Genomic DNA, 26779 nt, shown 5'->3' on the forward strand with positions numbered 1-26779 from the left:
ATGCGTATCTCCGTCAATCTCGCTTCGCGGCCCTTTGTCGAACTTCGGCCGTTCTTCCTGCGCCTGCGTATCCTGATGGGCGTGCTCGTGCTGGTTGCCGTGGGGCTTGTCATTACCGCCCACTCTTTGCAGAAGAACCTGGATCGCGCCCAGGTGCAGATGAACCGATTGGTCAATCGTACTGTCGCTATGCAGCAGGAGAAGCAGAATAACGAGAGGCGCATGCACCAGCCGGTGAACGCTGCCGTGCTTGACCGCTCGCACTTCCTGAACGCAGTCTTTCTGCGCAAGAGCTTCTCGTGGACGGCGGTCATGATGGATCTCGAAACCGTGCTTCCGGTGGGGGTGCAGGTGACCTCGATCGAACCGCAGCCGACGGCCGAGGGGGATGTCATCATCCGGCTCCGCGTCTCCGGTGACCGCGACAAAGCGATCCTGCTGGTGCGCAACCTGGAGCGCTCGAAGCGCTTTCTCGCGCCGCATTTGAGCAGCGAAAACTCGCAGGCCAAAGAGGGGAACGGAGCTCCCATGTTGGCCGGGGTGACGCCTGGTGTCGAGTTTGAGATTCTCGCCAACTACAACCCTCTGCCTGAAGGGCAGACCTATACCAAGTCCAAAGCCGCGAAAGATAGCTCGGATGCGTCCGGCGCAAAGACTTCGGTTGGCGGGGCGGGTACGCATGCGAAGTCTCACACGGTGAAGCCTGGCCCGCATGACGGTGTTGTGCTGAAACCGTATGTCGCTCCGCGGCCCTCAACCGGGCAACCGGCGCATCCTTTGATTCCGCAGCAGGGAGGTGCGCGATGAGTACAACCGCTATTGTTCCTCCAAATCAGTCGTCCTTCCTGCGCCAGGTTCCGCAACTTACCGCACGGGCTCGCGCGCTGATTACGACGATGAATCTTCACTACGCCGGCGTTGCGGTGCTGGTGATCCTCGATCTCTACCTGATCATCCACCTCGTTCTCGTTGGACAGGCCTTGAAGGCGCACAACGAGGAAGCCCTTGCGCAACAGGGCATCGCGCTGAAGACTGCCGAGCTTCAAGCCAAGCCGCTGCGCGGGCTCGACGCGAAGCTGGTCGACTCAACCAAGGTGGCGGACGCGTTCTACGCGAAGCGCCTGCCGTACGCCACCTCGCAGGTGGCTGCCGAGGTGGGTGCATTGACCCATCGCGAGGGTGTTCGCTGGAGTCGCGCGCAATATTCCTATACTCCCGCGCTCTCTGGTGCCGACGCTCTTACCGAGATGCATGTGGACGCCAGCGTCTCTGGCGACTACCGCCCAATCGTGCAGTTCATCAACGCCGTGGAGCGGGATAAGATGTTTTTCGTCATCAACGGCATCAACCTGACCGGCCAGCAGACCGGGCAGGTGAATCTGCGTATCCGCCTGACGACCTGGCTGCGCCAGCCGAACGGTGACGATATGACTGCGGATCTGCCGATCCCCAATGACAGTAAATCCGCAGTTGAGCCTGAACCTGTGCCTGTCACAGCCCCTGCAACCCCGAACTTCGCAGCCAGGGGAGGGAAGCGATGAAGGCCACCTCCAACGATCGCAAGAAGACAATTGCGGCAACCTCTCTGGGCGCGGTGGCGCTTGGGTGCGTAATCTACGCCTGCATCCAGCTCTTTGGCGGGTCAGGCACGCCTCCTCCAGCCGCGCCGCCTGTCATTGTGCCCGCCGGGGGGGCTCATTCGACTTCGGCCTCAGGCTCCAGCGCGCAGCCCGTTGTGCCGGGTGGCAACGCTCCGGGTGTTGCCGCGACGAAGCTGGCGAGCACCTCTTCGAGCCTCGACCCTACACTCGATCAGACAGCCATGCTGCGCACCGAGAGCCTGGAATACTCGGGTACCGGCCGCAACATCTTCTCGGCGCTCTATACGCCGCCCCCGCCGCCGATGGCCGTCAGCAAATTCTCTGCCCGCCCCGCCAACAAGGGACCGGTGCTTCCACCCCCACCTCCGCCACCCCCGCCGACGTGCCCGCCCACCTGTCCGCCGATCAACCTCAAGTTTTTCGGAACGGTAAAGCACGCGAACAGCCTGGTGCAGGCTTTCCTTTTACAAGGTGAGGACGTCTATATTGCGTCGCAGGGCGATATCGTCGGGCGCAAGTATAAGATCGTCAGTATTGCAGCCAATTCCATCCAGGTGATGGACCTGCAGAACAACAACACGCAGACGCTTCCTTTGCAGATGAACTGATGAAGCCCACACTCCAACTCGATCGCAGGCGGCAGGACGAAGCCGGTTTCATGCTGCTGGCCGTCGTGGTGATGGCGGCGCTGATCCTGATTGCGCTGTCGGTCGCCGCTCCTGTGGTCGCGCGCGATCTGCGCCGCGACAAAGAGTTGGAGAGCGAGCGTCGTGCCGAGCAGTATGTGCGGGCGATCCGGCTCTATCAGCGCTCGTGCAAGTGCACCTCCTATCCGCCGTCCATGGATGCCCTGGAGAAGAGCACGACCGTCCGTTTCCTGCGCCAGAGGTACATCGATCCCCTGACCGGGAAATCTGACTGGCGGCTGATTCATCAGCCGAAGACGACGATCAAGATTCCGTTCGGGCAGGAGCTCGCCGGATTGGCTGCAGGGGGCCTGGGATCGGCGGCAGGGTTGGCTTCGGGCATCGGCGGCACGCCGGGTGGGTCGGTTCCGGCACTGGGTGCTGGCTTTGCCCCCTCGCCCGGTGCAGGTACAGCCTCAGGCACTGGTGGTGGAAGTTCAGGTGCTGGCGGATCTACAGGTACCAGCGGCAGCAACAGTTCTTCCAGTAGCACCAGCAGTTCCAGCGGCGGTGGCATATTTGGCGATAGCAATGGTGGCGTGATCTACGGTGTCGGCCCGTCGCGCTCGGGCAACTCCATTCTGAATCCGAATCAGCAGACTACCTACGAGACGTGGGAGTTCTGGTACGACCCGCGCATCGAGAAGCTCTATGCCATGGCAAACCTGATGGGTGGCGGAGGCATCGGTTCGCAGTCGGCCAGCAGCTTCGGTCAGAGCGCGACCAGCGGCCAACCGAACTCAGGCGCAGGCTCGACGACGGGCGGTACGAGTCCCGGAGGCACCAGCTCTTTTGGATCGAGCCCCACGGGCGGCTCCAGTTCCTTTGGCAGTCCAGGCTCCAGCAGCCCAGGCAGTTCCTTCCCGCAGTAGAAGGATTTCGCAAGCGAGCGGTAGAGGAATTCCCCAAGACTTAGAGTGTGTTTTCGAATTGCGCGGAGCGCGTTCCGTGACGCTTTAGCGTCACGGAGACGGAGGAGCCGTAGCCTTTAGGCTACGGAATCAGGAGCAGGCAAGAATCGGGCTTTAGCCCCGGGCCTTTTGTTCGCAGCCGAAAGAGAGCCCGGGCCTAAAGGCCACATCTTTGCTGAGCCTCTATTTCCGTAGCCTAAAGGCTACGGCTCCCTCCGACTCCGCGACGCTGAAGCGTCACGGAACGCGCTATGCGCGATGGGGTGACATGCCTGACAAATCAAATTGAATGAGGATGAATAGCAACCTGCCCTTAGTGCTTGATCGCCCACATCAGCCAGCTCGCAACGATCGTTGCGCCGACGAAGAGCACGAAGCAATAAGCCCCGAAACGCACCATCATCTTGGGTTCTGTGCGCTGGGTAATGCCGAAGACGACCGACGTAAAGAGAGAGAAGAGCAGAACGGCGCTGAAGTGTGTGAGCATTTTCCTACGACGCCTTTCTTCCGTTAGCCAGCGAGTGTGCGTCGACTGCGGCGATGATGTTCAGGAGTCCGCCCACGACGAGGAACTTCGTTCCGTAGTCACCCAGCGTAATGGTGACGGAGCTGGCACCCCATCCAAACAGGCGCGTCAGCATGTACAGCAAGCCCAGACCGAGTTGCCCGATGAAGCCCAGGATATCCAGGATATCGCCGGTATTGGGCACATAGATCTTGCCCTGCAGGCCCAGCCCGATAAGATACATGCCGAGGATCGAGACGAAGAGCAGCAAGCCGCGCATCCATTTGCCCTGGATTGCATGTCCTGCTCCGGGAATCAGCCATCCGAGTACCAATGCGATCACCGGCATGTTGGAACGCTCGCCGGGAACTCGCTGCGTTATGCGCTGTGCGTCAGTTGCCATCGGTGTTGATTCTATCAGCGAGAGGCTGTCCGGGAACTCTATAGCCCCCAAGAACTTCACAGCCGATTAGCATGTTTCATCGAATTGCGCGAAGCGCGTCTCCCTGACGCTTTAGCGTCAGGGAGACGGAGGGAGCCGTAGCCTTTAGGCTACGGAAATAGACGATTAGCAAAGATGTGGCCTTTAGGCCCGGGCCTTCTTTCGGCTGCGAACCAAAGGCCCGGGGCTAAAGCCCAATTCTCACCTGCCCTTAATTCCGTGGCCTAAAGGCCACGGCTCCCTCCGTCCTGCGATGCTAAAGCGTCACGGTTTGCGCTTCGCGCTGTTGTGAAAGGTCTTGGTTCTTTGACGAACTAACGACTCATGGTCGAAAGCCCCAACCTCAAATCCGTACCAGCTCCCGCTGCATCGGCCCCGTCACCACGGCATTGCCCGGGCGCGTCAACATGTTGACCTCACTGCGCACGCCGAACTCGCCGGGGAAGTAGATTCCCGGCTCGACGGAGAAGCAGGTGTTGGGCAGCAGCAGGCGCTCGTCGTGCGTCTCCAGGTTATCGAGGTGCGCTCCATTGCCATGCAGTTCGATGGCGATATTGTGGCCGGTGCGATGCGTGAACCACTCTCCAAAGCCTGCGTTGCGAATCACGTTGCGGGCGGCGTCATCCGCCTCCCATCCGGCGATGGCACGGTTCTCGGTGTAGGCCTTCTGCACGGTGGCGATGGCGGCATCGCGGGCATCGCGTACGGTGCTGAAGATGAGCTGTTCGCGGTCACTTGGCTCGCGGCCGACGACGCCGGTCCAGGTGATGTCGTACCAGATCGCCTCGGGCCTGTTCGCGAGCTTCGCCCAGATGTCGATGAGCACGAAGTCACCGTTGCGGATAGTCCGGGAACTCTCTCGCGAGGGCTCGTAGTGCGAGTCGGCGGAGTTCGGCCCGGCGCTGCAGTTGGGGCCGTGGTCGGTCCACAGGCCCTCGCGCTCCATCCCCTGGTTGAGGAAGGTGATGATGCTGAACTCATCAGGATTGCGGCCGGCGCGGACTTCATCGCCGATGCGCTTCCACCCGGCGGTCAGTACGCCATCGAGCTTCTGTTGCGCGGCGTAGTGCGTCGCGATCTGCTCTTCACTCAGCACGGCCTCGAACTGGCTGACCAGATCGGCGGAACTGACAACCTCTTTGTCCATGGCGCGCAACACTTCGACCGTACCGGCGTCGACCATCGAGACGTACATGATGGCGTTGCGCGGCGAGTACTGCATGGCGATCTTCTTCGCGCCATTCAGCATCGACGCCAGTTCGCGCTCCAGCTCCTGCCATGACGAGTATTCATGCTTCGCGCCGGGCACGGCATCGAGCTTGCCGGATTCGATGCGGTGCACCAGTTTTTGCGGCTCACCCTTTGCCGGGATGAAGTAATACCAGCGTCGTGAGACGAACATCTGTGTGTCGAGTCCAAGAATACGGTAGGCGATGGGGTCACGGTGATGGTGATCGTAGAACAGCCAGCCATCGAGGTTGTGGTCGCGCAGAGCGGATTGGATTGCGTCGAGGTTCATGGATGTCATCTTAAAGCAGTCTCATCTGTTCTTGTTGTTAGCCGTTGCATTTGTCCTTGCCGCTGTTTGTTTTTAGCCACGATGAAAAACAAACAACAGCCACTCTACAACCTGCGCCTGAACGCATCCAACCAGCCAGGAGGAACACATGCCCACTTCATCACGCTTCGCCTCGCAATCTCGCGTACTTTTACCGGGAAGCGAAAGGAAGCCGTTTGTCCCGGCCGGAGATCCCAAAGCCGCGAAAACCCCGAAGGTCAGCACGTCTGTAAAGACGGTACCAGCCCCCGGACGCATTCGGGTCTCCCTCATCGTCCCACCGAAGCAGCCGCTTGACACGAAGCGTCTGGGCAAGCTGGACGCTCGTCTCAGCCGTGCGCAGTTTGCCGCGCGACATGGCGCGGACCCTGCCTCGGTGAGACTCGTGAAGGCGTTTGCCAAGGAGTTCGGTCTTACGGTCGAACCGATCACCCAGCCTGGCCGTTGCACGGTGCAGCTCAGCGGAACCTGCGCTGCCATGCAGAAAGCGTTTGGGATCTCGCTGGTGCAGCACACGACAGAGCAGGGCAAGTTCCGGCTGCGTGAGGGAGAGATCTCTCTTCCGGCGGAGTTAGACGGGCACGTCCTGGCGGTACTCGGGCTCGACAATCGCCCGCAGGCAAAGCCCCACTTTCGTATCGCGAAGCCGCGTGCCACGAACGTCTCGTACACACCGGTGCAGGTGGCGCAGCTGTATGGCTTTCCCGCCGGAGCCACGGCCACGGGCCAGACGATCGGCATCATCGAGCTTGGTGGAGGATATCGCGCGGCGGATCTCACGGCGTACTTCAAGACGCTGGGCCTGCCTGCGCCAACGGTGATTGCAGTTCCGGTCGATGGCGGAAAGAACACGCCAGGAAACGCCAATGGAGCGGATGGCGAGGTGATGCTGGACATCGAAGTCTGCGCGGCCGTGGCGCCAGGCGCGAAGATCGCGGTGTACTTCACGACGAATACAGACCAGGGATTCATCGACGCGATTACGACAGCGGTGCATGACTCGGTGAACAAGCCGAGCGTGATCTCGATCAGCTGGGGTGGGCCTGAGTCGAGCTGGACGCAGCAGTCGATGACCGCGCTCGACGCGGCATGCCAGGCGGCAGCGGCGGTGGGCGTCACGATTACGGTGGCGGCTGGAGATAACGGGTCGAGCGACGGCGCGTCGGGAGACAACGTTGACTTTCCGGCGTCGTCTCCGCATGTGCTGGCCTGCGGGGGAACGAAATTAGTAGGCTCCGGCTCGACAATTACGAGCGAGGTGGTGTGGAACGAGACGTCCAACGACGAAGGCGCGACCGGCGGCGGCGTCAGCACGGTCTTCGCGCTGCCGACGTGGCAGAAGAACGCCAGCGTCCCCGCTCCCACAACAAGCGCTGGAGGCCGCGGTGTTCCCGATGTCTCCGGAGATGCTGATCCTTCGACGGGCTATACCATTCGCGTGGACAGCGAGACGACGGTGATCGGCGGCACCAGTGCCGTAGCACCGCTGTGGGCGGGACTGATTGCGCTGGCCAACGCACAGAACAAAGTGGCTGCAGGATTCGTTAATCCAGCGCTGTATGCCGCCGGAGCGAAGAAGGCCTTTCGTGACATCACACAGGGTAACAACGGCAGCTTCTCCGCCGGCCCCGGCTGGGACGCCTGCACGGGGCTCGGCAGTCCGGTGGGGAACCTGGTAATTCAGACAGTCGCGCCGAAGAGCACAACCGCGAAGAAAGCCAAGAAAGGTAAGACGAAGTAGTTCGGGTACCACGATGAGTTCAAGAGCTCGCATCGACTACCTTCTCTATCTACCCGGGAAGTTATGTAGAAACTCTTGCCTGTTTTTCGTCGTCATCCTGAAGCGTAGCTGAAGGACCCCCGCATTGGAGGAGTGGCGCCAATGTGGGGTTTTTCGCTAGGTGCGATACAAGCGACGCCGCTACCATGACTTCAATGTACTGACCTACGAGGCTCCGGCATACTTCTCATTTTCGAACACGAGCCACTCAGCAGGCGAAGTGTTTGAGGCAGCGGATAGAAATGGCGTTCGGCTCGCAACCGCCAATATAAACTTCAACTGAATCGGACGGTAAGAATGTTTTCAATAGGTTTTACTAACGAAGAACTTGAGTATCCTTATGACGACACAAGCATCCCGGCACAGCCGGGATGCTTAATCCTGGACGGATCGACAGAAGATTTCCTGGCGAATCTGTCTTTATGGAGCAAGGCGGATTACGAATCTCATTGGAAACTGGAGCTAGGGGCGCTGCTCGGTGGACGTCGTAAGGTTGCTCTAGTGGTTTCATACGACAACCCTGAAGCCTCTTCAAATATGGAGATTTGGCGCGTATACCGAGATGGAGAATGGGCTCACCTTCAAAACCAACTCCTCCAGTACCGCCAGCTTCCAAAGAACTTCTCCGTCTCTGAGTTGAGCCAGTACATACAGGATCGAGTAGTGGTAACCGAAGAAGGAAATAAGATTTCTGAATGGGATGTTTCTGTTCACGACATAGAAGCATTTCTTTCGGGTGATGGACCAATCTAATTGCCGTGAACGTTCGGGTAGCGGGCACCCACACGTACTCCGAATAATTGGGATGGCAGCGGATCGGTGCCAGTGTGCTCATGCGCAAAGAACGCGCTTGAATGGGCACCCGGCTAACTGCCAGCACGCACCATAACTATCCAGGATAAAGATTGGGGCAAACTATGGAGCTGAGCACTGAAAAGAGTGTTTGGATCGGGATGGTGGCAGTGAAACCACGTCCGGGGTCAGAAATCTTAAGCGGTAACGTGAGCGGGGCCTTCGTAAATGTTCTTACGTGGGCATCAGACCCACTTGAATTCAGAGAAAAAGCAAAAGAGCTTATGGATTATCTTGCTCTAGACCTGATCGGAGTGAAGGATGAAGAACCACTTAGCGAGCGGCAGAAAACAGGAGATATGGAACCCGATATAGTGCAGATAGCACTAGAAATGGAAGACAATCCACGGTCAATTAGGTACACGACCTTTCACACTTGGTCGGAAACGAACGCCTGATGCATGAATGTGGCACCCGGCCAGGAGTTCCCCTTCAAATCGTTGGTAAAAACAGAAAGGCCGGGATCGCTCCCGGCCTTTCTGTTTGTGCTTGATGCGGTGATGAGTTACGCGTTAGCGGCTTCGGTCTCCCGTTCAGCGCGGGCTACTTCGTTCTCGCGGTCTTTGGCTTCTTTCAGGGCAGCCAGGTCGCGCTCTTTCTTGGCTTCCGCAGAGTTCTGGCCGAGTTCGGCAGCCAGCTTCTCCGTGGTGAAGGCCTCGATGATGTCGCCCGACTTGATGTCCTTGTAGCCGGCGAGATCGATACCGCACTCGACACCCTGACGCACTTCGCTGACATCGTCCTTGACGCGCTTGAGCGAGGAGATCTTGCCCTTCCAGACCTCTTCTCCGTTGCGCAGCACGCGTACCTGGGCGTCGCGTTTGATGATGCCGTCTCGGACCACGCAGCCGGCGATCTGGCCGACCTTGGTGATCTTGAAGACCTGCAGCACTTCGGCGCGGCCAGCGTAGTTCTCCTTGTAGACCGGTTCGAGCAGGCCGAACATCGCCTTGGTGATCTCGTCCTGCAACTCGTAGATGATCGAGTGCAGACGAATCTCGACGTTCTCGCGCTCGGCAACCTCGGCCGACTTGCGGTCGGGCCGCACGTTGAAGCCGATGATGACGGCGTTCGACGCGGAGGCCAGCAGCACGTCCGACTCGGTGATGGCACCGACGCCCGAGTGCAGCACCTTGACCCGTACCTTCTCGGTGGACATGCGCTGCATCGAGTCGGCCAGTACTTCGACCGAGCCCTGCACGTCGCCCTTGAGGATGAGGTTGAGGTCCTTGACGCCTGCCTGCTTGATCTGTTCGGCGAGGCCTTCGAGAGACACGCGCGAGCTCTTGGCAAGCTGCGCCTCGCGCTCCTTCATCTTGCGGTACTGCGCAATGCCCTTGGCCTTGTCGCGGTCCGCCATAACGAGGAACGTGTCGCCCGCATCGGGAATCGACTCGAGTCCGAGGATCTCGACCGGAGTCGAGGGACCGGCTTCGGTGATGGCCTGGCCACGATCGTTGAACATGGCGCGAACCTTGCCGAAGGTGTTGCCGACGATGTAGCTGTCGCCGATCTTCAGTGTGCCGTTCTGCACCAGGATGGAGGCGACCGCACCGCGGCCGCGATCGAGCTTGGCTTCGATGACCGTACCGACCGCTGGGCGCTCGGGTTGGGCCTTCTGTTCGTTGCTGTCGGCGACGAAGCAGATCATCTCCTCGAGGTCGTCGAGGTGGAGGCGCTTCTTCGCGGAGACTTCTACGAACTCGGTGTTGCCACCCAGCGACTTGGCCTGAATACCGCGTGCCGCGAGCTGCATCATGACCTTGCTCGGATCCGCTTCGGGCTTGTCGATCTTGTTCACCGCAACGATGATCGGCACCTTCGCCGCGTTGGCATGGTCGATCGCCTCAAGTGTCTGGGGCATCACGCCGTCATCGGCTGCGACCACGACCACGACGATGTCGGTGATCTTGGCGCCGCGAGCACGCATACGGGTGAAGGCCTCGTGACCCGGGGTATCGAGGAAGACGATCTCGCGCCCAAAGGCGGGAGAGTCGGGCTTGGTGACGTGAACCTTGTAGGCACCGATGTGCTGGGTGATGCCGCCGGCTTCGCCTGCTGCCACGTCCGTGGAACGGATGGCGTCGAGCAGGGAGGTCTTACCGTGGTCGACGTGACCCATGATGGTGACCACCGGAGCGCGAACCACTTCGACCATGTTCGAGGTGTCTTCGAGGAAGCCCTCGATGGCCTCGTTCTCAAGCTGTTCTTCCACCGTGATCACGGTGGCTTCGGCGCCGAACTGGCGCGAAACCTCCTTGACCAGTTCGCCGTCGAGCGACTGGTTGACGGTGACCATGACACCCTTCATCAGCAGGGTAGCGATGAGATCCTTGCCACGGATGTCCAGCTTTTCAGCGAGATCCTTGACCGAGATGCCTTCGGTGACCGTGATGGTCTTGGTGATCGGCACCTCGCCCATCGGAATCTGGGGCGCGCCGAAGCGTGGGTTGTAGCCCTTGAGGGCGACTTCCTTGTTCTTCTCGTAGCGTGGACCGCCACGGCCGCGCTGGCCGGGACGAGCCGGACGAGCGGGTGCCGGAGCGCCTTCCGCCGGGGGCAACATGCCACCAGGACCGCCGGGGCGTGGGCCGAAGCCGGGACGAGCAGGGAAGCCTGGACGGCCACCGGGAGCAAAGCCGGGACGTGCACCCGGAGCACCAGGGCCTCCGCCGGGACCGCCGGGGAAGGTACGGGTGGGATGCATCGGCCGCCGTGCGCCGGGAGCCATTGGGCGAGAGCCGGGACCACCAGGGCCGCCAGATCCCGCAGGACCGCTGCCGGGGCGCGGACGCTCGAAGATGGGGCGACGGACAGCACCGGGCATCACCGCCGGAGCGGTGTAGCTGGGCCGGGGACCGGTCTGCGGCATGACGACGCGGCGAACCGGAACTGCGGGAGCCGCAGGTGCTGCCTCGGGAACGGGAGCGGCAGCTTCTGCAGTTGCAGAAGCTACGACGGCTGCTGGTACGGCTGCTGGCTCTGGCTCAGAGGAAGGTGCGACAGGCTGCACAGGAGGAGCTGCTGCCACCACGGGGGCCGGTGGCGGTGTGGGAACGGCAGCGGGTCGCACGACAACCGGAGCGGCAGGCGGCGTGGAAGCCACCGCAGGTGCTGGCGTCGCGACAGCAGGTCTGGATACGAAGGGACTGCCTGCGGGCCGAGGCGGAGCCACGATGACAGGACCTGCCCCGCGGGGCAGGGGAACGATCCGCCGTGGGGCTGGAGCGCCCGGAGGGGTTGTCGCAGCAGGCGCGGGTGTGGGCGCGGGGGCTGGCGTCGGCGTCGGAGGTGGTGGGGCCGCAACGACTGCAACCGGAGGAGCAGGAGCGGCGACAACCGCCACAGGGGGCGGTGTTGCAGGACGTGCTACGGCTACGACAGGGGCTGCGGAAACGGGAGCGGCCACTGCCACAGCGGGCCGCTGTGGCGGTGGGGCAGCCTTTGCGGCAGCCTCAGCCTGCTTGCGCTCCAGAATAGCCTTCAGCGCATCGCCGGGCTTGGAGACGTTCGCGAGATTGAAGGCAGGCTTAGTCTCGGCCATAGGCTTTGTCGCTGCGGAGCGTGCACCACGATTGAAGTACGCGCGAACTTTCTCAGCTTCATCTTCTTCGATGGAGCTCGAATGCGTCTTTTTCTCGGTAACGCCTACCGCTATCAGAGCATCGAGAATCGGTTTGCTCTTTACTTCCAGTTCCCGTGCAAGATCGTTAATTCGAACTTTGCTCATCCGTCCCTTTTCAGTTCCACTGCGCGCTTAGCTGTTCATATCAGCCTCATGTCGGAGTAGGTGTTGGTTCAAGGCTATTATCCCTTGAAATTTCAAATTTGTAGCCATTGCCGACGACGTTTCTCTACGAAAAGCGTCGCCGGCCAGGCTTTGTGAGCGTGAATCGCAGCTGTTAACCACGGTCGCGCCCATCGTCGATGCCTTCGTCGGAAAACTCCTGGGCCTGATCCACCAGCTCATCTACGGTGTCGTTGTCCAGTTCGATGCCTTCTTCGCGAGCGTCGTTGGCATCATTTGCGTCGCTGTCGGATATTTCATCCTCAAGGTTTGCGATATCTTCGGTTGAAAATTCGTTGATTTCCTCGGCCCCGCCGTTATCGGAGGCTTCTGCTGCAAGGATCTCTTCCGGTGTCTGGCTCATGGAATGTATTGTGTCTCCTGCTTCATCGGATGCAGCAGCAGCGGCAACAGCTTCCTCGCCGGCGACCAGGGCAGGCTCGACGGGGGCGGGAACTGGCCGTTCTTCGCCTTCTTCGTACTGTCCGAAGTAGTGGCGAACGGCTACGGCGATCTTTTCGACCGTCTTGTCGCCGATGCCCGGGACCTCGCCCAGCTCTTCGGCGGTCATATCGGCGAGCGATTCGACCGTCGTGATGCCTGCCGCGATGAGCTTCTCCATGACGGACTCGCCCAGCTCGGTAACCTGTTCGATCGGCGTCGAAGGACCGCCGGTCATGGCCTGCATCTGCTGCTCGACCTCCTGGCGCTTCTCCTCTTCGCTCTTGATGTCGATCTTCCATTGCAGCAGCTTGGCCGCAAGGCGGACGTTCTGGCCCTTCTTGCCGATGGCCAGGGAGAGCTGAGTGTCGTCGACGATGACTTCGAGCTGCTTCTCAGCCAGGTCGGTGATTGAGACGCGCGAGACCTTGGCGGGCTGCAGAGCCTTCTCGGCGAAGGTCGTGATCTCCTCCGAGTACTCGATGATGTCGATCTTCTCGCCGCGCAACTCGCGGATGATCGACTGCACGCGCATACCCTTCATGCCGACGCAGGCGCCGACCGGGTCGACGTCCTTGTCGCGGGAGACGACGGCGATCTTGGTGCGCTCGCCGGCTTCGCGGGCGATGGCGCGGATGCTGACCGTGCCGTCGTAGATCTCGGGAACTTCGCTCTGGAAGAGCGACTGCACCAGTGCCGGCGCGGCGCGGGAGACGATGACCTGCGGGCCCTTGGCGGCGCGATCCACACGCAACAACACCACGCGGACGCGCTCGGCGACCGAAAACTGCTCCAGCCGCGACTGCTCGCGCTTGGGCATGCGGGCCTCGGCCTTGCCGAGGTCGAAGATCACGTCCATCGGCTCCAGGCGCTTGACGGTCGCAGTCAGGATCTCGCCGGCGCGGTGGGCGTACTCGTTGAACACGGTATCGCGCTCGGCTTCGCGGACCTTCTGGAAGATGACCTGCTTGGCCATTTGTGCGGCGATGCGGCCGAGCGGGGTGGTGTCCTTGTAGAAGCGCAGTTCGCCGCCGACTTCAACCTCGGGCGCGAGTTCGCGGGCCTGCTCCAGGGCAAGCTGGTTGTCGGCATCTTCGACGAGTTCGGGGGTCTCCACGACGGTCTTGAAGACATACGCGCGGATCTCGCCGGTTTCGCGGTCCATCTCGCCGCGCATGTTCTCTACGGTTTTGTAATACTTGCGCGTCGCCAGGGCGATCGCGTCTTCCACGGCGCCGACTACGATCTCCGGATCGATGCCTTTTTCGCGGCTCAACAACTCAATCGATTGATACAGGGGACTAGCCATTCGTCTTCTCGTTTCTCTTCCGTATTTCGTTCTGGGTTCTCAGTCGTCAGTTCCAAGTCGTCAGTTGAAGGCCGATCCGCCTCTCCTGAGAACTGGAGAGCGGACTACCGACGGACTCTCTGCCTAAATCTCTGCTACCAGGTTTGCTTTTTCTACGTTCGCTAACGAAATTTCGACGGTCTGCGCCGTTAAAGTCTTCTTTGCCTTACCTTTTTGCTTTACAGCAGCCAGATCGAGGGTCAGATTCGTACCCTCGAAAGCAATCAACCGTCCTGTAAAGTGCCGGTTGCTGTCGACCGGCGAGAATGTCTGCACCTTCACCAAGCTGCCTTTAAACCGCTCGTAATCAGCGGCCTTCAGCAGCTTGCGCTCCAGGCCAGGAGAGCTGGTTTCAAGGGTGTACTCCGCGCCGGGAATCAGATCTTCCACGTCGAGCACGGTGCCGAAATCGCGGGCAAAGTTGGCGCAGTCTTCATGCGTCACGCCCGAGAGCATCTCTACTCGGACACCTTTGGGCAGTCCGGCTTCTTCGTTGGATGCGGCTTCGGCGGCAAATTTAGCGCGAGCGGCGGCATCTTTTTCAAGAAACACCCGAAGCGTGCGATGTTTGGACCCGCCAGTGAACTCGAGGTCGACGACCTCAAGGCTGTGCGAGGCCGCGACGCGGTCGGCGGTGGCGCGAATTGTCTCTAACTGCAGGGCCATAGATCGTCTTGTGGTGCTTGGGTTTGCGGATGCTGTCACCGTTCCGCGAAAACCATATTTAGAGCAAACAAAAAGTGGGCTCTCGCCCACTCCTCTCTTCCGCCACTTTCCGGTATGCTCACGGCTGCTACAGCGGCAGAACAAATTCGTCTGCTTTAACGAGTGTAGGACGGAAACCGAGAAAATTCAAGGCGGGGGCGTCAGCGGGGTTTGGCGTCGAATAACATAGTGAGCAGGAAAGGGAGGCTCCATGGCTGTGTCTACCCAACCCGTTGCTGCTCGTGTCCCCCCCGTTTCCGACTGGGGTGTGACCGAAGAACGCGTCGAGGAAGCCGTCCGGCGGATCATTGAGGCTGCGGATCCCTTGCGAATCGTAGTGTTCGGTTCGCGCGCCCGCGGAGACCATCGCGCAGACAGTGACCTGGATCTAGCCGTTATGGTCGAATCTTTGGAAGATACCCAGAAGGTGACATACCATACGCTCGAAGGCCGTCGTATGTCGGTCGACCTGCTGGTCTACTCGCGCGAACGCCACGAGAAGTTCTGTCGCTCGATCAATAGCGTGCACAGCTACATCGACAGAGAGGGAGTAGTTCTTTACGAACGCAATGCCAATCGATCCCCAAGCCGAACTGCTATTGCTCAAGTCAGCGGAAGATCGCGAGTGCCTGAACTATCCGCTGCCTAGCACCAGCTTTGGATATCACGCGTCGCAGGCGGTCGAAAAGTTGATGAAGGCTCTCATCTCTGCCCGAGGCGAGGTCTATCCCTTCACGCATGAACTCGAAAAGCTACAGTCCCAATTGAAAAATGCAGGTGAAATCCTTCCTGCGCTGACATGCGAATTTGATGATCTGCAACCCTACGCGGTGTTGATTCGCTACGACGCGGCTAAAGAGCTTACAAGCGCGGAACGGGGCCGCTTCATCGAAACGGTGGATGTCCTCCGCAAGTGGATCGAAGCTCGCATTGCTGTCCTCAGCACATAGCCATGCCCATCGCTACTCTCACCCTCGAACTCGCTATCGAACATGCCCAGTCCCTGAAAGACCGTCGACAAGTCGTCCGTTCTTTGAAGGACAAGCTCCGTCACGGCTTCAATATCTCGGTTGCAGAACTGGATGAAGCCGTCGTCTGGAACCGCGCAACCCTTGGGATTGCGGCGATCTCGGGCTCGCCGGCCTATCTGGCGGGGCAGCTCCGCGAGGTTGAGGAAGCCGCCCGGCGTCTGGCCGCAGGGTTGGGCGCGGAGATCGTAGATAGCTTTCTGGAGAGCGATGTCGTGCTGGACGCGCTGGATGCCGAGACGGATACTCAGACGGAATAACCTGCCAGATGCTGCTCCACACTGTCCTCTCGTGAACTTATGCTGAAATCGCCTCCAAAAGTGCTATTCTGCTTGGCTAGCCATGCCTGAACAAAGAGCAAGAGATTATCACCGGGGCCGCGTCGTCAACACCTTCGCAGAAGAGATCACCGCCATGCTGGAAGGCGAGTTGAGCGACCCGCGAATCGCCCCCTGCCACGTCACCGAGGTCGTCCTCGCGCCGGGCGGGAAGAGCTGCCGTGTCTTCATCGCCGTTACCGGCAACGAGAAGGACGAAGCGGATACCCTCGCCGGTCTCATGACCGCGCGCGGCTTCATCCGTACCGAGATTCGCGATCGCATGGGGGTACGTCATGTGCCGGAGATCACGTTTGCCATCGACCGCTCCGAGAAGATCAATGCCCGCATGGACGAACTATTGGGGCGTATGGAGAAGCGTCGCGCCAAACAGGCCAAGAAAAAAGCCGCGGCTGCACCGCCCGAGAGCAAGGACTAATCCCAAGATCAATGGTCCACAGATCAATGGCCCACGAGGATTCGATCGCCGCACTGCTGTCCCTGCTTCATGCACGGGAGAGCTTTGTCGTGACCTCGCATGCCCGTCCTGACGGCGACGCCATCGGCTCGGCACTGGGTCTGATGCACCTGCTGGACGGCATGGGCAAGCGCGTCACCGTCGCCTTTGCAGACCCTATTCCCGTCATCTACCGCTGGCTTCCGGGTGTCGAGCGGATTCAGGTCGCGCTGCCGGTGGCCACCCCCATGCCGGACGCCGCTATTTTGCTCGAGTGCGACGGCTTTGAGCGCACCGGCTTCGAACGCCAGGCCTTCGACCGCATGGGAGCCGGGCTGACGATCAATATCGACCATCACCTCAGCGGAAAGACCTTTGCCAGCTTCAACTGGATCGATCCCGAGGCCTGCGCCGTAGGGGCGATGATCTACGATCTCGCCGTCGCTTCCGGCACCGAGATCACGGCGGACATGGCAACCTGCCTCTATACGGCGGTGCTGACCGACACGGGTTCGTTCACCTATCCCAGTACCATTGCCGCCACCTTTGCCCTAGTCGAGCACCTGGTCAAGCGTGGGGCGGATGCCAACAGGATCGCGCAGGCCGTGTATTTCTCCAATCCTCCCAGCAAGATACGGCTGCTGGGGGCGGCGCTCGGCAACATGCAGATCGAGGGTCCCGTCTCCTGGAGCTGGGTTACGCAGGCGGAGATGGCTCGCGCCGGTGCAGAGGTTGAGGACTGCGAAGGCGTGGTGAACTACCTGATCGGCATTGCCGGGGTAGATGCCGCGGTATTTCTGCGCGAGCTTCCCTCGCGGAAGGAGTTCCGTCTAAGTCTCAGGAGCAAAGGCGAAGTCGATGTCGCGCAGGTAGCCGAACGATTCGGTGGGGGCGGACATCGCAATGCCAGTGGATGCACTCTGGATGGCCCCCTGGATGAGGCGATCGAGCGCATCGTGGCGGAATTACGGCCGGATCGCAGGCAGCCTGTTCACTGAGATTCCAGTAAGACAGGGAAGTCTGGTAGCCTAAATCTCGTCCCGGACTCGATCTGAAGGCAGGCCCATGGCAAACCTCCAGTCGGTTCAAAGCACTCTGACGAAATTTTGACGGATACTCCACAACTCGAAGCGTTGGTCCCTCGCAGCAAGGGGTTGACCTCCCGTTTCGGACCGGGATGGTTGCGCGAGTTCGCCCGCACACAGTGGGGCTGTACGATCTGGGAGCTCATCGTCCTGGTGGGCGTATCCGGCTACTTCCTGCTCTTTTGTCTCATGCCGTACTTCGGTGGCGATCAACTGGGGCTGGTCGGCGCCGATGAGCCACGCTACGCGCAGATCGCACGCGAGATGCTCGCCGCGCATTCGGAGGACTGCCACGAGGTCCATGCCCGGATTACGCCGCACAGCCTGCGGCCCACGGACATTCACGCCTCCTACGTCTGCCTGATGGGCGGAACGGTGACCCCGATCCTCTACGGCAAGCCCTGGCTGGAGAAACCCGCGCTCTACTACTGGCGGGCGATGGGTTTCTTCAAAGAGTTTGGCGTCTCGGACTGGTCGGCGCGGCTGCCTTCTGCCTCCGGCGCGGCGGCCCTGATCTTCCTGGCGTTCCTGCACCTGCGACGATTCCGGCCCGGTGGCCACCTGGACGCGGCACTCATCATGGTCTCGACCGTGGCGATCTTCTCGTTCGCGCGTGGGGCCTCCACGGACATGCAGCTCGCCGCGCCCTTCTGTATCGGCATGCTCGGCTGGTACGGGTGGTATGAGACCGGCAAGAAGTTCTGGCTCTTCGATCTGTACTTCTTCGGGGCGGCGGCCACGCTCGCCAAGGGTCCGGTTGCTCCCTTCCTGATGCTTGGCATCCTGGTGCTGTTCTGTGGCCTGCGTCGCGAGTGGTCGGCGCTGCGGCGCACCATCTGGCTGCCCGGAATCCTGCTGTACCTGGCGATGGTGCTGCCCTGGTACATTGCGGTGCAGCGGCGCAACCCGAGCTTCTTCCGCCAGTTCTTTATCGAGCACAACCTCGAGCGCTTTGCGACCAACCGCTACCAGCATCACCAGCCGGTTTATTACTACCTGGTGGTCCTGATCCTGGGGCTTATGCCGTGGACGGCGCTGGCCATCCGCGCTCTGGTCGATGCGGTCCAGGTCTCTATCGCAGAGTGGAAGGTGCGGCATAACCCGCAGCGCTATCTCGGCCATACCCGCGCCGGCGATGCGTTCCCTGAATTCCTCGTCCTATGGGCCCTGTTTCCGGTCCTGTTCTTCTCGTTTGCGGAGTCGAAGCTGCCAGGGTACATTCTGCCGTCGATCCCGCCACTGGCGATTCTCACCGGCGATTATCTCTTTCGCACTCGCCGCGCCGGTCTTCCCTCGTGGCTGTTGAGCCTGCATGCCGGACTGACCGGCCTTCTCACGTTCGTCCTGCTGCTGTGCCCGCAGTACATGGTCTACCAGCGCATCGTTCCGGCGGCGAAGACCTTTGTCTGGACCGCTGCGCTTGGCGTGCTGGCGGCATGGCTCATTATCTTCGTCGTGCAGCGTTACGGGGTTCGCCATGTTCGCACCGTAACGTTGATTCCTCTGGCGGGTCTGCTCTTCTTCCTGCTGAAGCTGAACGGACGCGTACTCGATCTGAACTACTCGGCACGGCCTCTGGCTCGCGAGATCCAGCAGGCTGCTCCTGAAATTCCTGTGGTTGCCGTACAGGACGTTCGCCGCGACCTCGACTATGGCCTGGCCTTCTATCGCAACCAGAACGTCGTCCACTACGATACGGACGGCATTCCGGACGAAGAGCACGTGCTGGTGATCCCCACGCGCGAGGCCGATCAGATTCCTTCCCTGGTACAGGGCCGCGTCTATCAGCAGCTCTTTCTCTATGAGACACAGGGTCTCTCCGTCTACAAGATCTATCCGCACAGTTGACCCTGAGACTTCCTTATCCCATCGATTCGCCGATTTGCACGGACACACGCGGGGGCAGTGTGAGACGATTGCCCCTAACATGACCTCCAGCGCTCAGATCTTCGGGGCTCCCACCTTCGGCTCTCAGATCGAAGTGCTGGATTTGCGCCATTTTTCAGCGGCGCAGTTGCGGCCTCTGCTGTTCGACGAGTGTGAGCGCTGGCAGAGCAGGCTGCGCTGGGACTATACGAACTCGATGGAGCTGCTGCTGCAGTATCTCGACAGCCGTGTGCTGCCGGGGTTCGTCGCTCTGCATGGGGGCCGCGTCATCGGCTATACGTTCTGCGTCTTCGAGGCGGCCAAGGCTGTGATCGGCGATACGTATGCGCTCGGCGAGAGCGGGACGCTCAACAACCCTGTCTGCGAGACGCTGCTGCATCACCTCATCGAGATGCTACAGGCGACGCCCGGCGTCGACCGCATCGAATCACAATTACTGATGTTCCCTCTGGGCGCGCTAGCCAGTCCGTATCTGTCGAGAGGGTTTCACAGCTTTCCCCGGCTGTTTATGGAACAGGATTTCGCAGAGTCGAAGCCGCTTGCCCCTCAGCCGGCATTGCCAGCATCGTTGAAGCTGCAACCCTGGCAGCCGGAGTTCTACGAAACGGCTGCCGAGTTGATCCATCGCTCCTATGCGGGGCACATGGACAGCCATATCAACGATCAATATCGCAGCGCGCACGGCTCACTGCGATTTCTGCATAACATCGTCCGCTTTCCGGGCTGCGGCGCCTTCGATGCCGCGAACTCCTGGGTGCTGCGCGACGAACGCAGCGGCCGCCTGCAGGCCATGGTACTCAGCTCACGCGTGCGCTCCGATACCGGCCACGTAACGCAGCTTTGCGTTGCACCGGAGCTGCGCGGCTTTGGTCTGGGACGCATCCTGATGCAGCAATGCGCAAGCGAGCTGGAACGAAGCGGAGGAACTTCGCTCTCCCTCACCGTGACTGAAGAGAATTTAAACGCACGCCGTCTCTACGACGAACTAGGCTTCCGCACAGTACATCGCTTCGAAGCGATGGTGTGGGACGGCGGCAGCGAGTAAAGCAGAGTGCAGAAAAACAGAGTGTAGAGAGTAGAGGATAGAGCGTAGAGAAAGCTTGAAGTGCGATGGCGCTCCGGTTTTCTCTACACTCTATCCTCTACTCTCTACACTCTGCTCTATTCCACGTGATAGTTCGGAGCTTCGCGCGTGATCACTACGTCGTGGACGTGGCTTTCGCGCAGGCCCGCGCCGGAGATACGAATGAACTGGGCGTTGGTCTGGAGCTCTTCGATCGTTCCGCAGCCGAGATAGCCCATGCCGGAGCGCAGACCGCCGACGAGCTGGTAGATCATCGCCTCAAGAGGGCCACGATGCGGCACGCGGCCTTCGATGCCTTCGGGGACGAACTTCGCCAGGCGGTTGCCGCCGTTCGGAGCCTCGCGTGCGGTCAGTGAGACGCGCTCGCTGCCATCCTGCTTGAGATCGTCCTTGCTCTGGAAGTAGCGTTCGCCCGAACCCTGGGCCATGGCGCTGAGAGAGCCCATGCCGCGATAGGCCTTGAAGCTGCGGCCCTGGTAGAGGATCGTCTCGCCTGGAGACTCGTCGACGCCTGCAAACAGCGAGCCCATCATGCAGACGCTCGCGCCCGCGGCGATGGCCTTGGTCACGTCGCCCGAGTACTTGATGCCGCCATCGGCGATGATCGCGATGCCGCGCTGGCTGGCTGCACGATAGGCTTCGGAGATGGCCGTAATCTGCGGCATGCCTGCGCCTGTGACCATGCGCGTGGTGCAGATCGAACCTGGTCCGATACCGACCTTGACGGCATCCGCGCCCGCATCGATCAGTGCCATCGTGCCGGCGTAGGTTGCGACGTTGCCGGCCAGGAGGTCGACATCCGGGAAGCGCTTCTTGACCTCGGCAACGGCCTCCAACACGCGTGAAGAGTGGCCGTGCGCGGAGTCGATCGCGAGAGCATCGACGCGGTTCTCGATCAGTGCCGCGGCGCGCTCGAGGTAATCGCCCGTAGCGCCGATGGCACCGGCCACGCGCAGGCGGCCCTGGCCGTCCTTGCTGGCGTGTGGATACTTCAGCTTCTTCTGGATGTCCTTGACGGTGATCAGGCCCTTGAGCTCGTAGGCGTCGTTGACGACCAGCAGCTTCTCCACGCGATGCTCGTGCAGGATGTTCTCGGCCTCTTCGAGCGTCGTTCCCACGGGAACGGTGATGAGGTTTTTCTTGGTCATCACGTCGGAGATAGGAATGTCCGTGCGCGAGACGAAGCGCAGATCGCGGTTGGTGAGGATTCCGACCAGTTTGCCGTTCTTGGTTACGGGCACGCCGGAGATCTTGTAGCGGCGCATCACTTCGAGCGCATCGGCGATAGGACGTTCGGGATCGATGGTGACGGGATCGACGATCATGCCGCTCTCGGAGCGCTTGACCTTGTCGATCTCGCCGGCCTGCTGCTCGATCGTGAGATTGCGGTGGACGACGCCAAGGCCGCCCTGCTGGGCGATGGCGATGGCGAGACGGGATTCGGTAACGGTGTCCATGGCAGCGGACATCAGGGGGGTGTTCAGCGTAATGTTTTTGGTCAGGCGCGTCTGCGTGCTCACCAGGGCGGGAACAACGTCCGAGTAAGCGGGGACGAGCAGCACGTCATCGAACGTGAGCGCTTCGGGAATCGGGTTCAAAATCATAATTCTCTATTGTTGCACTCTGGGCGTGATATGGGGTTAAATCCGGGCCAGTTTCGCAGTTGCGTCGGCGATGGTATATCTGGCATACCCGCTTGACGGCGGATCCAGCGGTTTCGGCTTAGCCCTCTACAGGGGCGAAGACTGTTTGCATGGTTTTCCCCCAGGAAAACCATCTTTACAAGCTTTCCAGTGTAACGAGTAAAGCCGAAGCCGCTCCTTAGGAGCACAATGTCACGATCCCGTAGAGAGTTCCTTGCCCAGGGTTCACTGGGCCTGCTGGCCGCCGCTATCATTCCGCAAACCACTGAGGCTGCTCAGGTTCCACAGACACCGGGAGCTCCTCCGGCGTTCGGTACAGCACCCCCGGTCGGCCCGGCTGTATCGCCGGAAACCTTCGCGGCGGCTGAAAAGCTCGTGCAGGTAGAGCTGACACCTGCCGACCGCGCGCAGGCTGCGGGGAACTGGCAGCAGTCGATGGCGACTGTGTACGAGCGGCGGGTCGGCCCACGCAAAGTAGCCATCGAAGAGGCCATTGCGCCCGCGACCGTGTGGAATCCGGTATTGACTGCGCCGCAGGCTGGAGCCGTTGCTACTGGTAAGTTTCAGCTTGGCGAAACGACAGGAGCATCGCTTCCAGCACATGATGAGGACATTGCCTTTGCGTCGGCGCTGCAGTTGTCGCATTGGATCCATGAGCGCAAGATCACGTCGGAGCGGCTGACGAAGATTTATTTAGCCCGGTTGGAGAAGCACAACAAGCAGTTGAACTGCGTCATCACGCTGACGGCGGATCATGCGCTGGAGCAGGCGCGCAGGGCGGATGCGGAGCTCGCCGCAGGGCATGATCGCGGGCCGCTGCACGGGATTCCGTGGGGCGCGAAAGATTTGTTGGATACGGCAGGAATTCCCACGACCTGGGGCGCTGAGCCGTATCGCGACCGCATCCCCGCCAAAGATGCGGCGGTGACCCAGCGCCTGAATGAGGCGGGCGCGGTGCTGGTAGCGAAGCTTAGCCTCGGAGCGCTGGCGTTGAACGATGTCTGGTTCGGTGGACAGACGAAGAATCCGTGGCTGCTGGAAGAAGGAGCCTCGGGTTCAAGCGCTGGACCGGGTTCGGCGGTGGCGGCGGGATTGGTAGGGTTTGCTATCGGCAGCGAGACGCAGGGCAGCATCGTGAGCCCGTCGATGCGCTGCGGCGTGACGGGCCTGCGGCCCACGTATGGCCGCGTTCCCCGCACCGGCGCGATGACCCTGAGCTGGACGTGCGACAAGCTCGGAGCAATGACGCGCGGAGTTGTAGACACGATGCTGGTGCTGAACGCGATCTCAGGCCCCGACGGGCAGGACGACGCCTGCGTGCCCAGCAAGCTGGACTTTGCAGCAGGGAAGAGCGTATCGGGTCTGCGTGTGGGGTATTTCCCAGCGTGGATGAAGGAGGCTCCGGCAACTGCGGTAGATCGCGCGGCTCTGGAGACGGTGAAGAAGCTGGGCATGGTGCCGGTGGAGGTGTTGCTGCCTGACTGGCCCTACGACTCGCTCAACATCATCCTCTTTGCCGAATCGGCGGCAGCGTTCGAGGAGTTGACGCTCAGCCATAAGCTCGACGAGTTGAAGATGCAGGTTCCGGATGCGTGGCCGAATACGTTTCGTCAGTCGCGCTTTCTCTCCGCAGTCGATTTCGTGCAGGCCGACAGGCTACGCCGCAAGGTCGCGCTGGAGATGGCGCGGGTCATGTCCGAGGTCGATGTGCTGCTGGTTCCGTCGCTGCGCGATGAGGCGCTGGTAATCACGAACTTTACGGGGCATCCCTCGCTGACGCTGCGTGCAGGATTTGTGGAGATCACCGAGGCCCGCAGCGATTGGGCTCCCGACCCGAAGCATCCTCTGCCGAAGTTCGCGACCCCGCGCCGTGTGCCGTATGGAGTGACGCTGATCGGAAGGCTCTTCGAGGAAGGAACTCTTGCTCAGGCGGGGATGGTGTTGGAGCAGGCGTTTGGAGTAGCGTCGGAGCGGCCGACAGGGTTTTAATGGGGCAGTTTCGCAAAGAGTGTCGAAGTTTTTGCTTTTTGTTTTTCTGGTTGTCATTCCCGGAGGGAATCTGCTTTCTGTTCGTAGGACCACATGTTCTATGTGTCCGCGCTGGTGTTGGTCTCCCGTGTCTTTGCGATGTCCCCAACAAACAGCAGATTCCCTTCGGGAATGACAACAAGAAAAGCAAAAGCAACAGTCCTTTGCAGCGCACACTTTATCCACTATGCTCTTGGTGAAAATACTCTGACCAGCGCGTGAAGGTGATCGTCAGATCGACCATATGCATCTGTGGATCGGCTGAGGACTGAAAGCTTGCACGGGTAGCTGGCCGAACGTCGTAGCGCGGTGTTGTGGGCGATGAGAGACTGGACACAGCTCCCGTCTTAGTGAAAATTGCTGTAAAAAAAACTGTTTGACAAAAGAGGGGGGGCCGTACAAGTTATCCGTAGAGAATTTCAACTTTTTACAAGGATATACAAACACATGGTTGTGTCCAAGCCTTTCCCTCTATCGATCCGAAGAGTTGTGCTGATGACAACTGTTGCTGGAGCAATATTTGCTGGTCTAGCGTATAGAAACAATTCAGCCGTGCTTGCCAGCGCCAATTGTTCTTGTGACGGCACATACTCGCCAGGAAAGTGTTCAAGTGGGCAACGATGCACAGATCAGGGCGGTGGCAACTGTGCGTGGGTAGATGACAGCAGTTGTCCGCAGCCGCAGCAACCGCAATAAGGGAACTATTTCTCTAGCCTAATGAACGATGGACAGCCTATACAGGGATATGGGCTGTCCATCGCATTGTCTCCGCTGTATATGCAGCATGAGAATTTAGTCAGGTGTGCGGATTGAATTCTCGCCTGCCTATCTATCCAGTTGAATCTTTTCTGGTGAGATCGCTCGCCGCTTGTGGCGGCGATTTTTCATTGGTTTATAGCCAACCATCGCTGATGGTCGACGGAGATTAGTAGCATGGCGATTTTTTGGCAAAAGATTCGAAGTGCAGTTCCAACTGTAATTTTCGCCGTAAGTCTCGCTGGAAACGTGACGTTAGGCCTTTTAGCCGTCAAATGGCATCATTCAATGCCAGCAATGTCTATAGTTAATCCAGATGCTCCAAAGCTTGGTACTTATGTTAGCTCGCTAAATGTTTCCTCTCTGCACGGGGATGATGCGGTCCTATCGCTTTCTCAAAAGAACCGTCTAACTGTGCTCTATGTCTTCACCTACGTGCGTATGGTGTCTCAGGAACAAGCAGAAAATATTCAATTTAGCCGCAGCTGAACATGATCGTTATGATTTTGTGGGTCTTTCTTTGACGGCCAAGGGTATTAATCAATATTTGGCATCCTCCCCTTTCAACTTTCCTGTCTATGTTGTAAATGAGGGGAAATTGCCTATCAATTTTAAATTGACCCTTACCCCGGATACGTTTGTGTTCTCGCGAGACGGTGAGCTAGAGCATATTTTTGATGGCTACTATACTTCCGATACTGCAGCGAGTATTTCTTCGCTTTTCGGGGTGCATCTTGAATAGAGTGTTATGTTGCATTGTAATGGTAGGGGGATATTGAGTTGGATGTAGTTCTTCCGTTGCGCACTTAGATAGTAAGGCTTTTATTGATAAGCAGGTGCATTTAATTACATATAGTGGTGAGCAATTGCAGACTGTGTGGATCTTAGATTTGGGATTCTTTTTGAGGCAACCTTCGATTGGCTTGCTGAGTCAGGTCCCGTCCCTCCGGCGTCAATGTTGAGAAAGAGGTACCGTGGCCGAACTCTTTGCGAGTAACAGCAGGAAGTTATTGCTCCTTGTGACTACATGGATGGCCACCGTCTCGGTCATGCCTGGGCAGGTAAATGCAGCAAGAAGTTCGTCTGAAGAGCAGATCTCAAACTCAGAAGCTAAAGTGCTTACCTTCGAGGTCGTTTCTGTTAGACCCCACAAGAATAATGACGGACACGCTTGGAATTTCAGTTATAGAACCGACGGGGTCAATGCTCCAGGGATCACTCTACGGAGATTTATTGAGCGTGCCTACGGAATCTTCAATGATGATCTGATTTCAGGATTGCCTGATTGGGCCAATTCTGCAAGGTATGACATCGAGGCGAAGGTGGGCAATTCAGATATAGCTGAGTTCCAGAAACTCAATCTGGATCAGCGCAGAAGTATGGTGCAGGCGCTTTTAGTGGATCGTTTCAAGTTGGTCGCCCACCATGAAGCCAAAGATCTTCCAATCTATGCGTTGGTCATCGCAAAGGATAGCTCTAAGCTTCAGGAGTCGAAGTCAGGCGCTTTTACCTCGATCAAAGGGGTAGATTGCCTGGTAAAAGCAAGCGAACCCAACTCCCTGGTCGTCCAATACTGTTCCATGGCGAGTTTGGCTCGGATGTTACGTGACGAAGCGAATTTAGATCGCACCGTTGTCGATAGGACAGGACTTACGGGTCACTATGATATTAGCCTGCATTGGGCTGCCGATGAGGATCCCCCTCCTGGTAGTAGCCAACAAGGGACTGGCCTTCTGCCAGAAGCTCCTGGGTCTTCTATCTTTGCGGCGCTTCAGAAACAGCTCGGGCTGAAATTGGAATCGACAAAAGGCCCGGTAGATACAATTGTCATCGATCACATCGAGACACCTTCGCCCAATTAGTAGAGGAATGACAACC

24 protein-coding genes are annotated in these 26779 nt (G+C 59.5%); 17 read left to right on the top strand and 7 right to left on the bottom strand.

What is annotated here, in order from left to right:
* Genes HDF15_RS17355 through HDF15_RS17370 form a run of 4 tightly spaced genes read left to right on the top strand, consistent with a single transcriptional unit; the run spans position 1 to position 3159 of the window.
* Entirely contained in the window at positions 1-807 is an 807-nt protein-coding gene (locus tag HDF15_RS17355) for a PilN domain-containing protein (protein WP_184257770.1), read from the top strand.
* Positions 804-1541: a hypothetical protein gene (locus HDF15_RS17360; RefSeq protein WP_184257772.1), complete on the top strand. Its 738-nt coding sequence runs from the start codon at positions 804-806 to the stop codon at positions 1539-1541. The genes HDF15_RS17355 and HDF15_RS17360 overlap by 4 nt, the downstream gene beginning before the upstream one ends.
* On the top strand, positions 1538-2209 hold the full coding sequence (locus HDF15_RS17365) for a hypothetical protein (RefSeq protein WP_184257774.1): 672 nt from the start codon (positions 1538-1540) through the stop codon (positions 2207-2209). Before HDF15_RS17360 ends, HDF15_RS17365 begins: the two co-directional genes overlap by 4 nt.
* Positions 2209-3159, top strand: coding sequence for a type II secretion system protein (locus HDF15_RS17370; RefSeq protein ID WP_184257776.1), 951 nt, complete (start codon positions 2209-2211; stop codon positions 3157-3159). Before HDF15_RS17365 ends, HDF15_RS17370 begins: the two co-directional genes overlap by 1 nt.
* Positions 3160-3511: 352 nt before the next feature.
* Here the strand turns inward: HDF15_RS17370 and HDF15_RS17375 are convergent, their stop codons facing one another.
* From HDF15_RS17375 to HDF15_RS17385, 3 genes are all read right to left on the bottom strand, one after another.
* Positions 3512-3685, bottom strand: a complete 174-nt coding sequence (locus HDF15_RS17375; protein ID WP_014263905.1) for a hypothetical protein — start codon at positions 3683-3685, stop codon at positions 3512-3514.
* Positions 3686-3689: 4 nt separating this feature from the next.
* Complete coding sequence (locus HDF15_RS17380) at positions 3690-4106, bottom strand: DUF6677 family protein (RefSeq protein WP_221314485.1); 417 nt, start codon at positions 4104-4106, stop codon at positions 3690-3692.
* Positions 4107-4488: 382 nt separating this feature from the next.
* Complete coding sequence (locus HDF15_RS17385; RefSeq protein ID WP_184257780.1) at positions 4489-5664, bottom strand: Xaa-Pro peptidase family protein; 1176 nt, start codon at positions 5662-5664, stop codon at positions 4489-4491.
* A 148-nt stretch (positions 5665-5812) separates the two neighbouring features.
* Between HDF15_RS17385 and HDF15_RS17390 the strand changes: the two genes are divergently transcribed.
* The 3 genes from HDF15_RS17390 (at position 5813) to HDF15_RS17400 (ending at position 8733) form a co-directional block, all read left to right on the top strand.
* Complete coding sequence (locus HDF15_RS17390; protein WP_184257782.1) at positions 5813-7444, top strand: protease pro-enzyme activation domain-containing protein; 1632 nt, start codon at positions 5813-5815, stop codon at positions 7442-7444.
* A 336-nt stretch (positions 7445-7780) separates the two neighbouring features.
* Complete coding sequence (locus tag HDF15_RS17395) at positions 7781-8236, top strand: hypothetical protein (RefSeq protein ID WP_184257784.1); 456 nt, start codon at positions 7781-7783, stop codon at positions 8234-8236.
* A gap of 164 nt (positions 8237-8400) precedes the next feature.
* The gene (locus HDF15_RS17400; protein WP_184257786.1) at positions 8401-8733 is read left to right on the top strand and encodes a hypothetical protein; all 333 of its coding nucleotides are present in this window, start codon (positions 8401-8403) and stop codon (positions 8731-8733) included.
* A 107-nt stretch (positions 8734-8840) separates the two neighbouring features.
* Here the strand turns inward: HDF15_RS17400 and infB are convergent, their stop codons facing one another.
* From infB to rimP, 3 genes are all read right to left on the bottom strand, one after another.
* Positions 8841-12065, bottom strand: coding sequence for a translation initiation factor IF-2 (gene infB, locus HDF15_RS17405; protein ID WP_184257788.1), 3225 nt, complete (start codon positions 12063-12065; stop codon positions 8841-8843).
* A 172-nt stretch (positions 12066-12237) separates the two neighbouring features.
* The gene (gene nusA / locus HDF15_RS17410) at positions 12238-13872 is read right to left on the bottom strand and encodes a transcription termination factor NusA (RefSeq protein WP_184257790.1); all 1635 of its coding nucleotides are present in this window, start codon (positions 13870-13872) and stop codon (positions 12238-12240) included.
* 123 nt (positions 13873-13995) lie between these two features.
* Positions 13996-14577, bottom strand: coding sequence for a ribosome maturation factor RimP (rimP, locus tag HDF15_RS17415; protein ID WP_184257792.1), 582 nt, complete (start codon positions 14575-14577; stop codon positions 13996-13998).
* A 250-nt stretch (positions 14578-14827) separates the two neighbouring features.
* Between rimP and HDF15_RS26480 the strand changes: the two genes are divergently transcribed.
* The 7 genes from HDF15_RS26480 to HDF15_RS17450 all read left to right on the top strand — a co-directional run bounded on the left by HDF15_RS26480 (position 14828) and on the right by HDF15_RS17450 (position 20435).
* Positions 14828-15265: a nucleotidyltransferase domain-containing protein gene (locus HDF15_RS26480; RefSeq protein WP_184257794.1), complete on the top strand. Its 438-nt coding sequence runs from the start codon at positions 14828-14830 to the stop codon at positions 15263-15265.
* Positions 15186-15566, top strand: a complete 381-nt coding sequence (locus tag HDF15_RS17425) for a HEPN domain-containing protein (protein ID WP_260331156.1) — start codon at positions 15186-15188, stop codon at positions 15564-15566. Before HDF15_RS26480 ends, HDF15_RS17425 begins: the two co-directional genes overlap by 80 nt.
* A gap of 2 nt (positions 15567-15568) precedes the next feature.
* Positions 15569-15904, top strand: a complete 336-nt coding sequence (locus tag HDF15_RS17430) for a DUF503 domain-containing protein (protein ID WP_184257798.1) — start codon at positions 15569-15571, stop codon at positions 15902-15904.
* 82 nt (positions 15905-15986) lie between these two features.
* Complete coding sequence (gene rbfA, locus HDF15_RS17435) at positions 15987-16400, top strand: 30S ribosome-binding factor RbfA (RefSeq protein WP_184257800.1); 414 nt, start codon at positions 15987-15989, stop codon at positions 16398-16400.
* Positions 16401-16411: 11 nt separating this feature from the next.
* Complete coding sequence (locus tag HDF15_RS17440) at positions 16412-17416, top strand: bifunctional oligoribonuclease/PAP phosphatase NrnA (RefSeq protein WP_260331157.1); 1005 nt, start codon at positions 16412-16414, stop codon at positions 17414-17416.
* Positions 17417-17572: 156 nt separating this feature from the next.
* Entirely contained in the window at positions 17573-19351 is a 1779-nt protein-coding gene (locus HDF15_RS17445; protein ID WP_260331158.1) for a glycosyltransferase family 39 protein, read from the top strand.
* Positions 19352-19430: 79 nt separating this feature from the next.
* Complete coding sequence (locus tag HDF15_RS17450) at positions 19431-20435, top strand: N-acetyltransferase (RefSeq protein ID WP_260331159.1); 1005 nt, start codon at positions 19431-19433, stop codon at positions 20433-20435.
* 116 nt (positions 20436-20551) lie between these two features.
* Here the strand turns inward: HDF15_RS17450 and guaB are convergent, their stop codons facing one another.
* On the bottom strand, positions 20552-22078 hold the full coding sequence (gene guaB, locus HDF15_RS17455) for an IMP dehydrogenase (protein WP_184257804.1): 1527 nt from the start codon (positions 22076-22078) through the stop codon (positions 20552-20554).
* A gap of 228 nt (positions 22079-22306) precedes the next feature.
* Here guaB and HDF15_RS17460 point away from each other — a divergent pair, with 228 nt between their 5' ends.
* From HDF15_RS17460 to HDF15_RS17470, 3 genes are all read left to right on the top strand, one after another.
* Positions 22307-24106, top strand: a complete 1800-nt coding sequence (locus HDF15_RS17460) for an amidase (protein WP_184257806.1) — start codon at positions 22307-22309, stop codon at positions 24104-24106.
* Positions 24107-25078: 972 nt separating this feature from the next.
* A complete protein-coding gene (locus HDF15_RS17465; RefSeq protein ID WP_184257808.1) occupies positions 25079-25390 on the top strand; it encodes a hypothetical protein in 312 nt (103 codons plus the stop codon).
* 485 nt (positions 25391-25875) lie between these two features.
* Complete coding sequence (locus tag HDF15_RS17470) at positions 25876-26763, top strand: TIGR03435 family protein (RefSeq protein WP_184257810.1); 888 nt, start codon at positions 25876-25878, stop codon at positions 26761-26763.
* Positions 26764-26779: the final 16 nt, after the last annotated feature.

The organism is Granulicella mallensis, assembly GCF_014203225.1.
Taxonomy (GTDB): Bacteria; Acidobacteriota; Terriglobia; order Terriglobales; family Acidobacteriaceae; genus Granulicella; species Granulicella mallensis_A.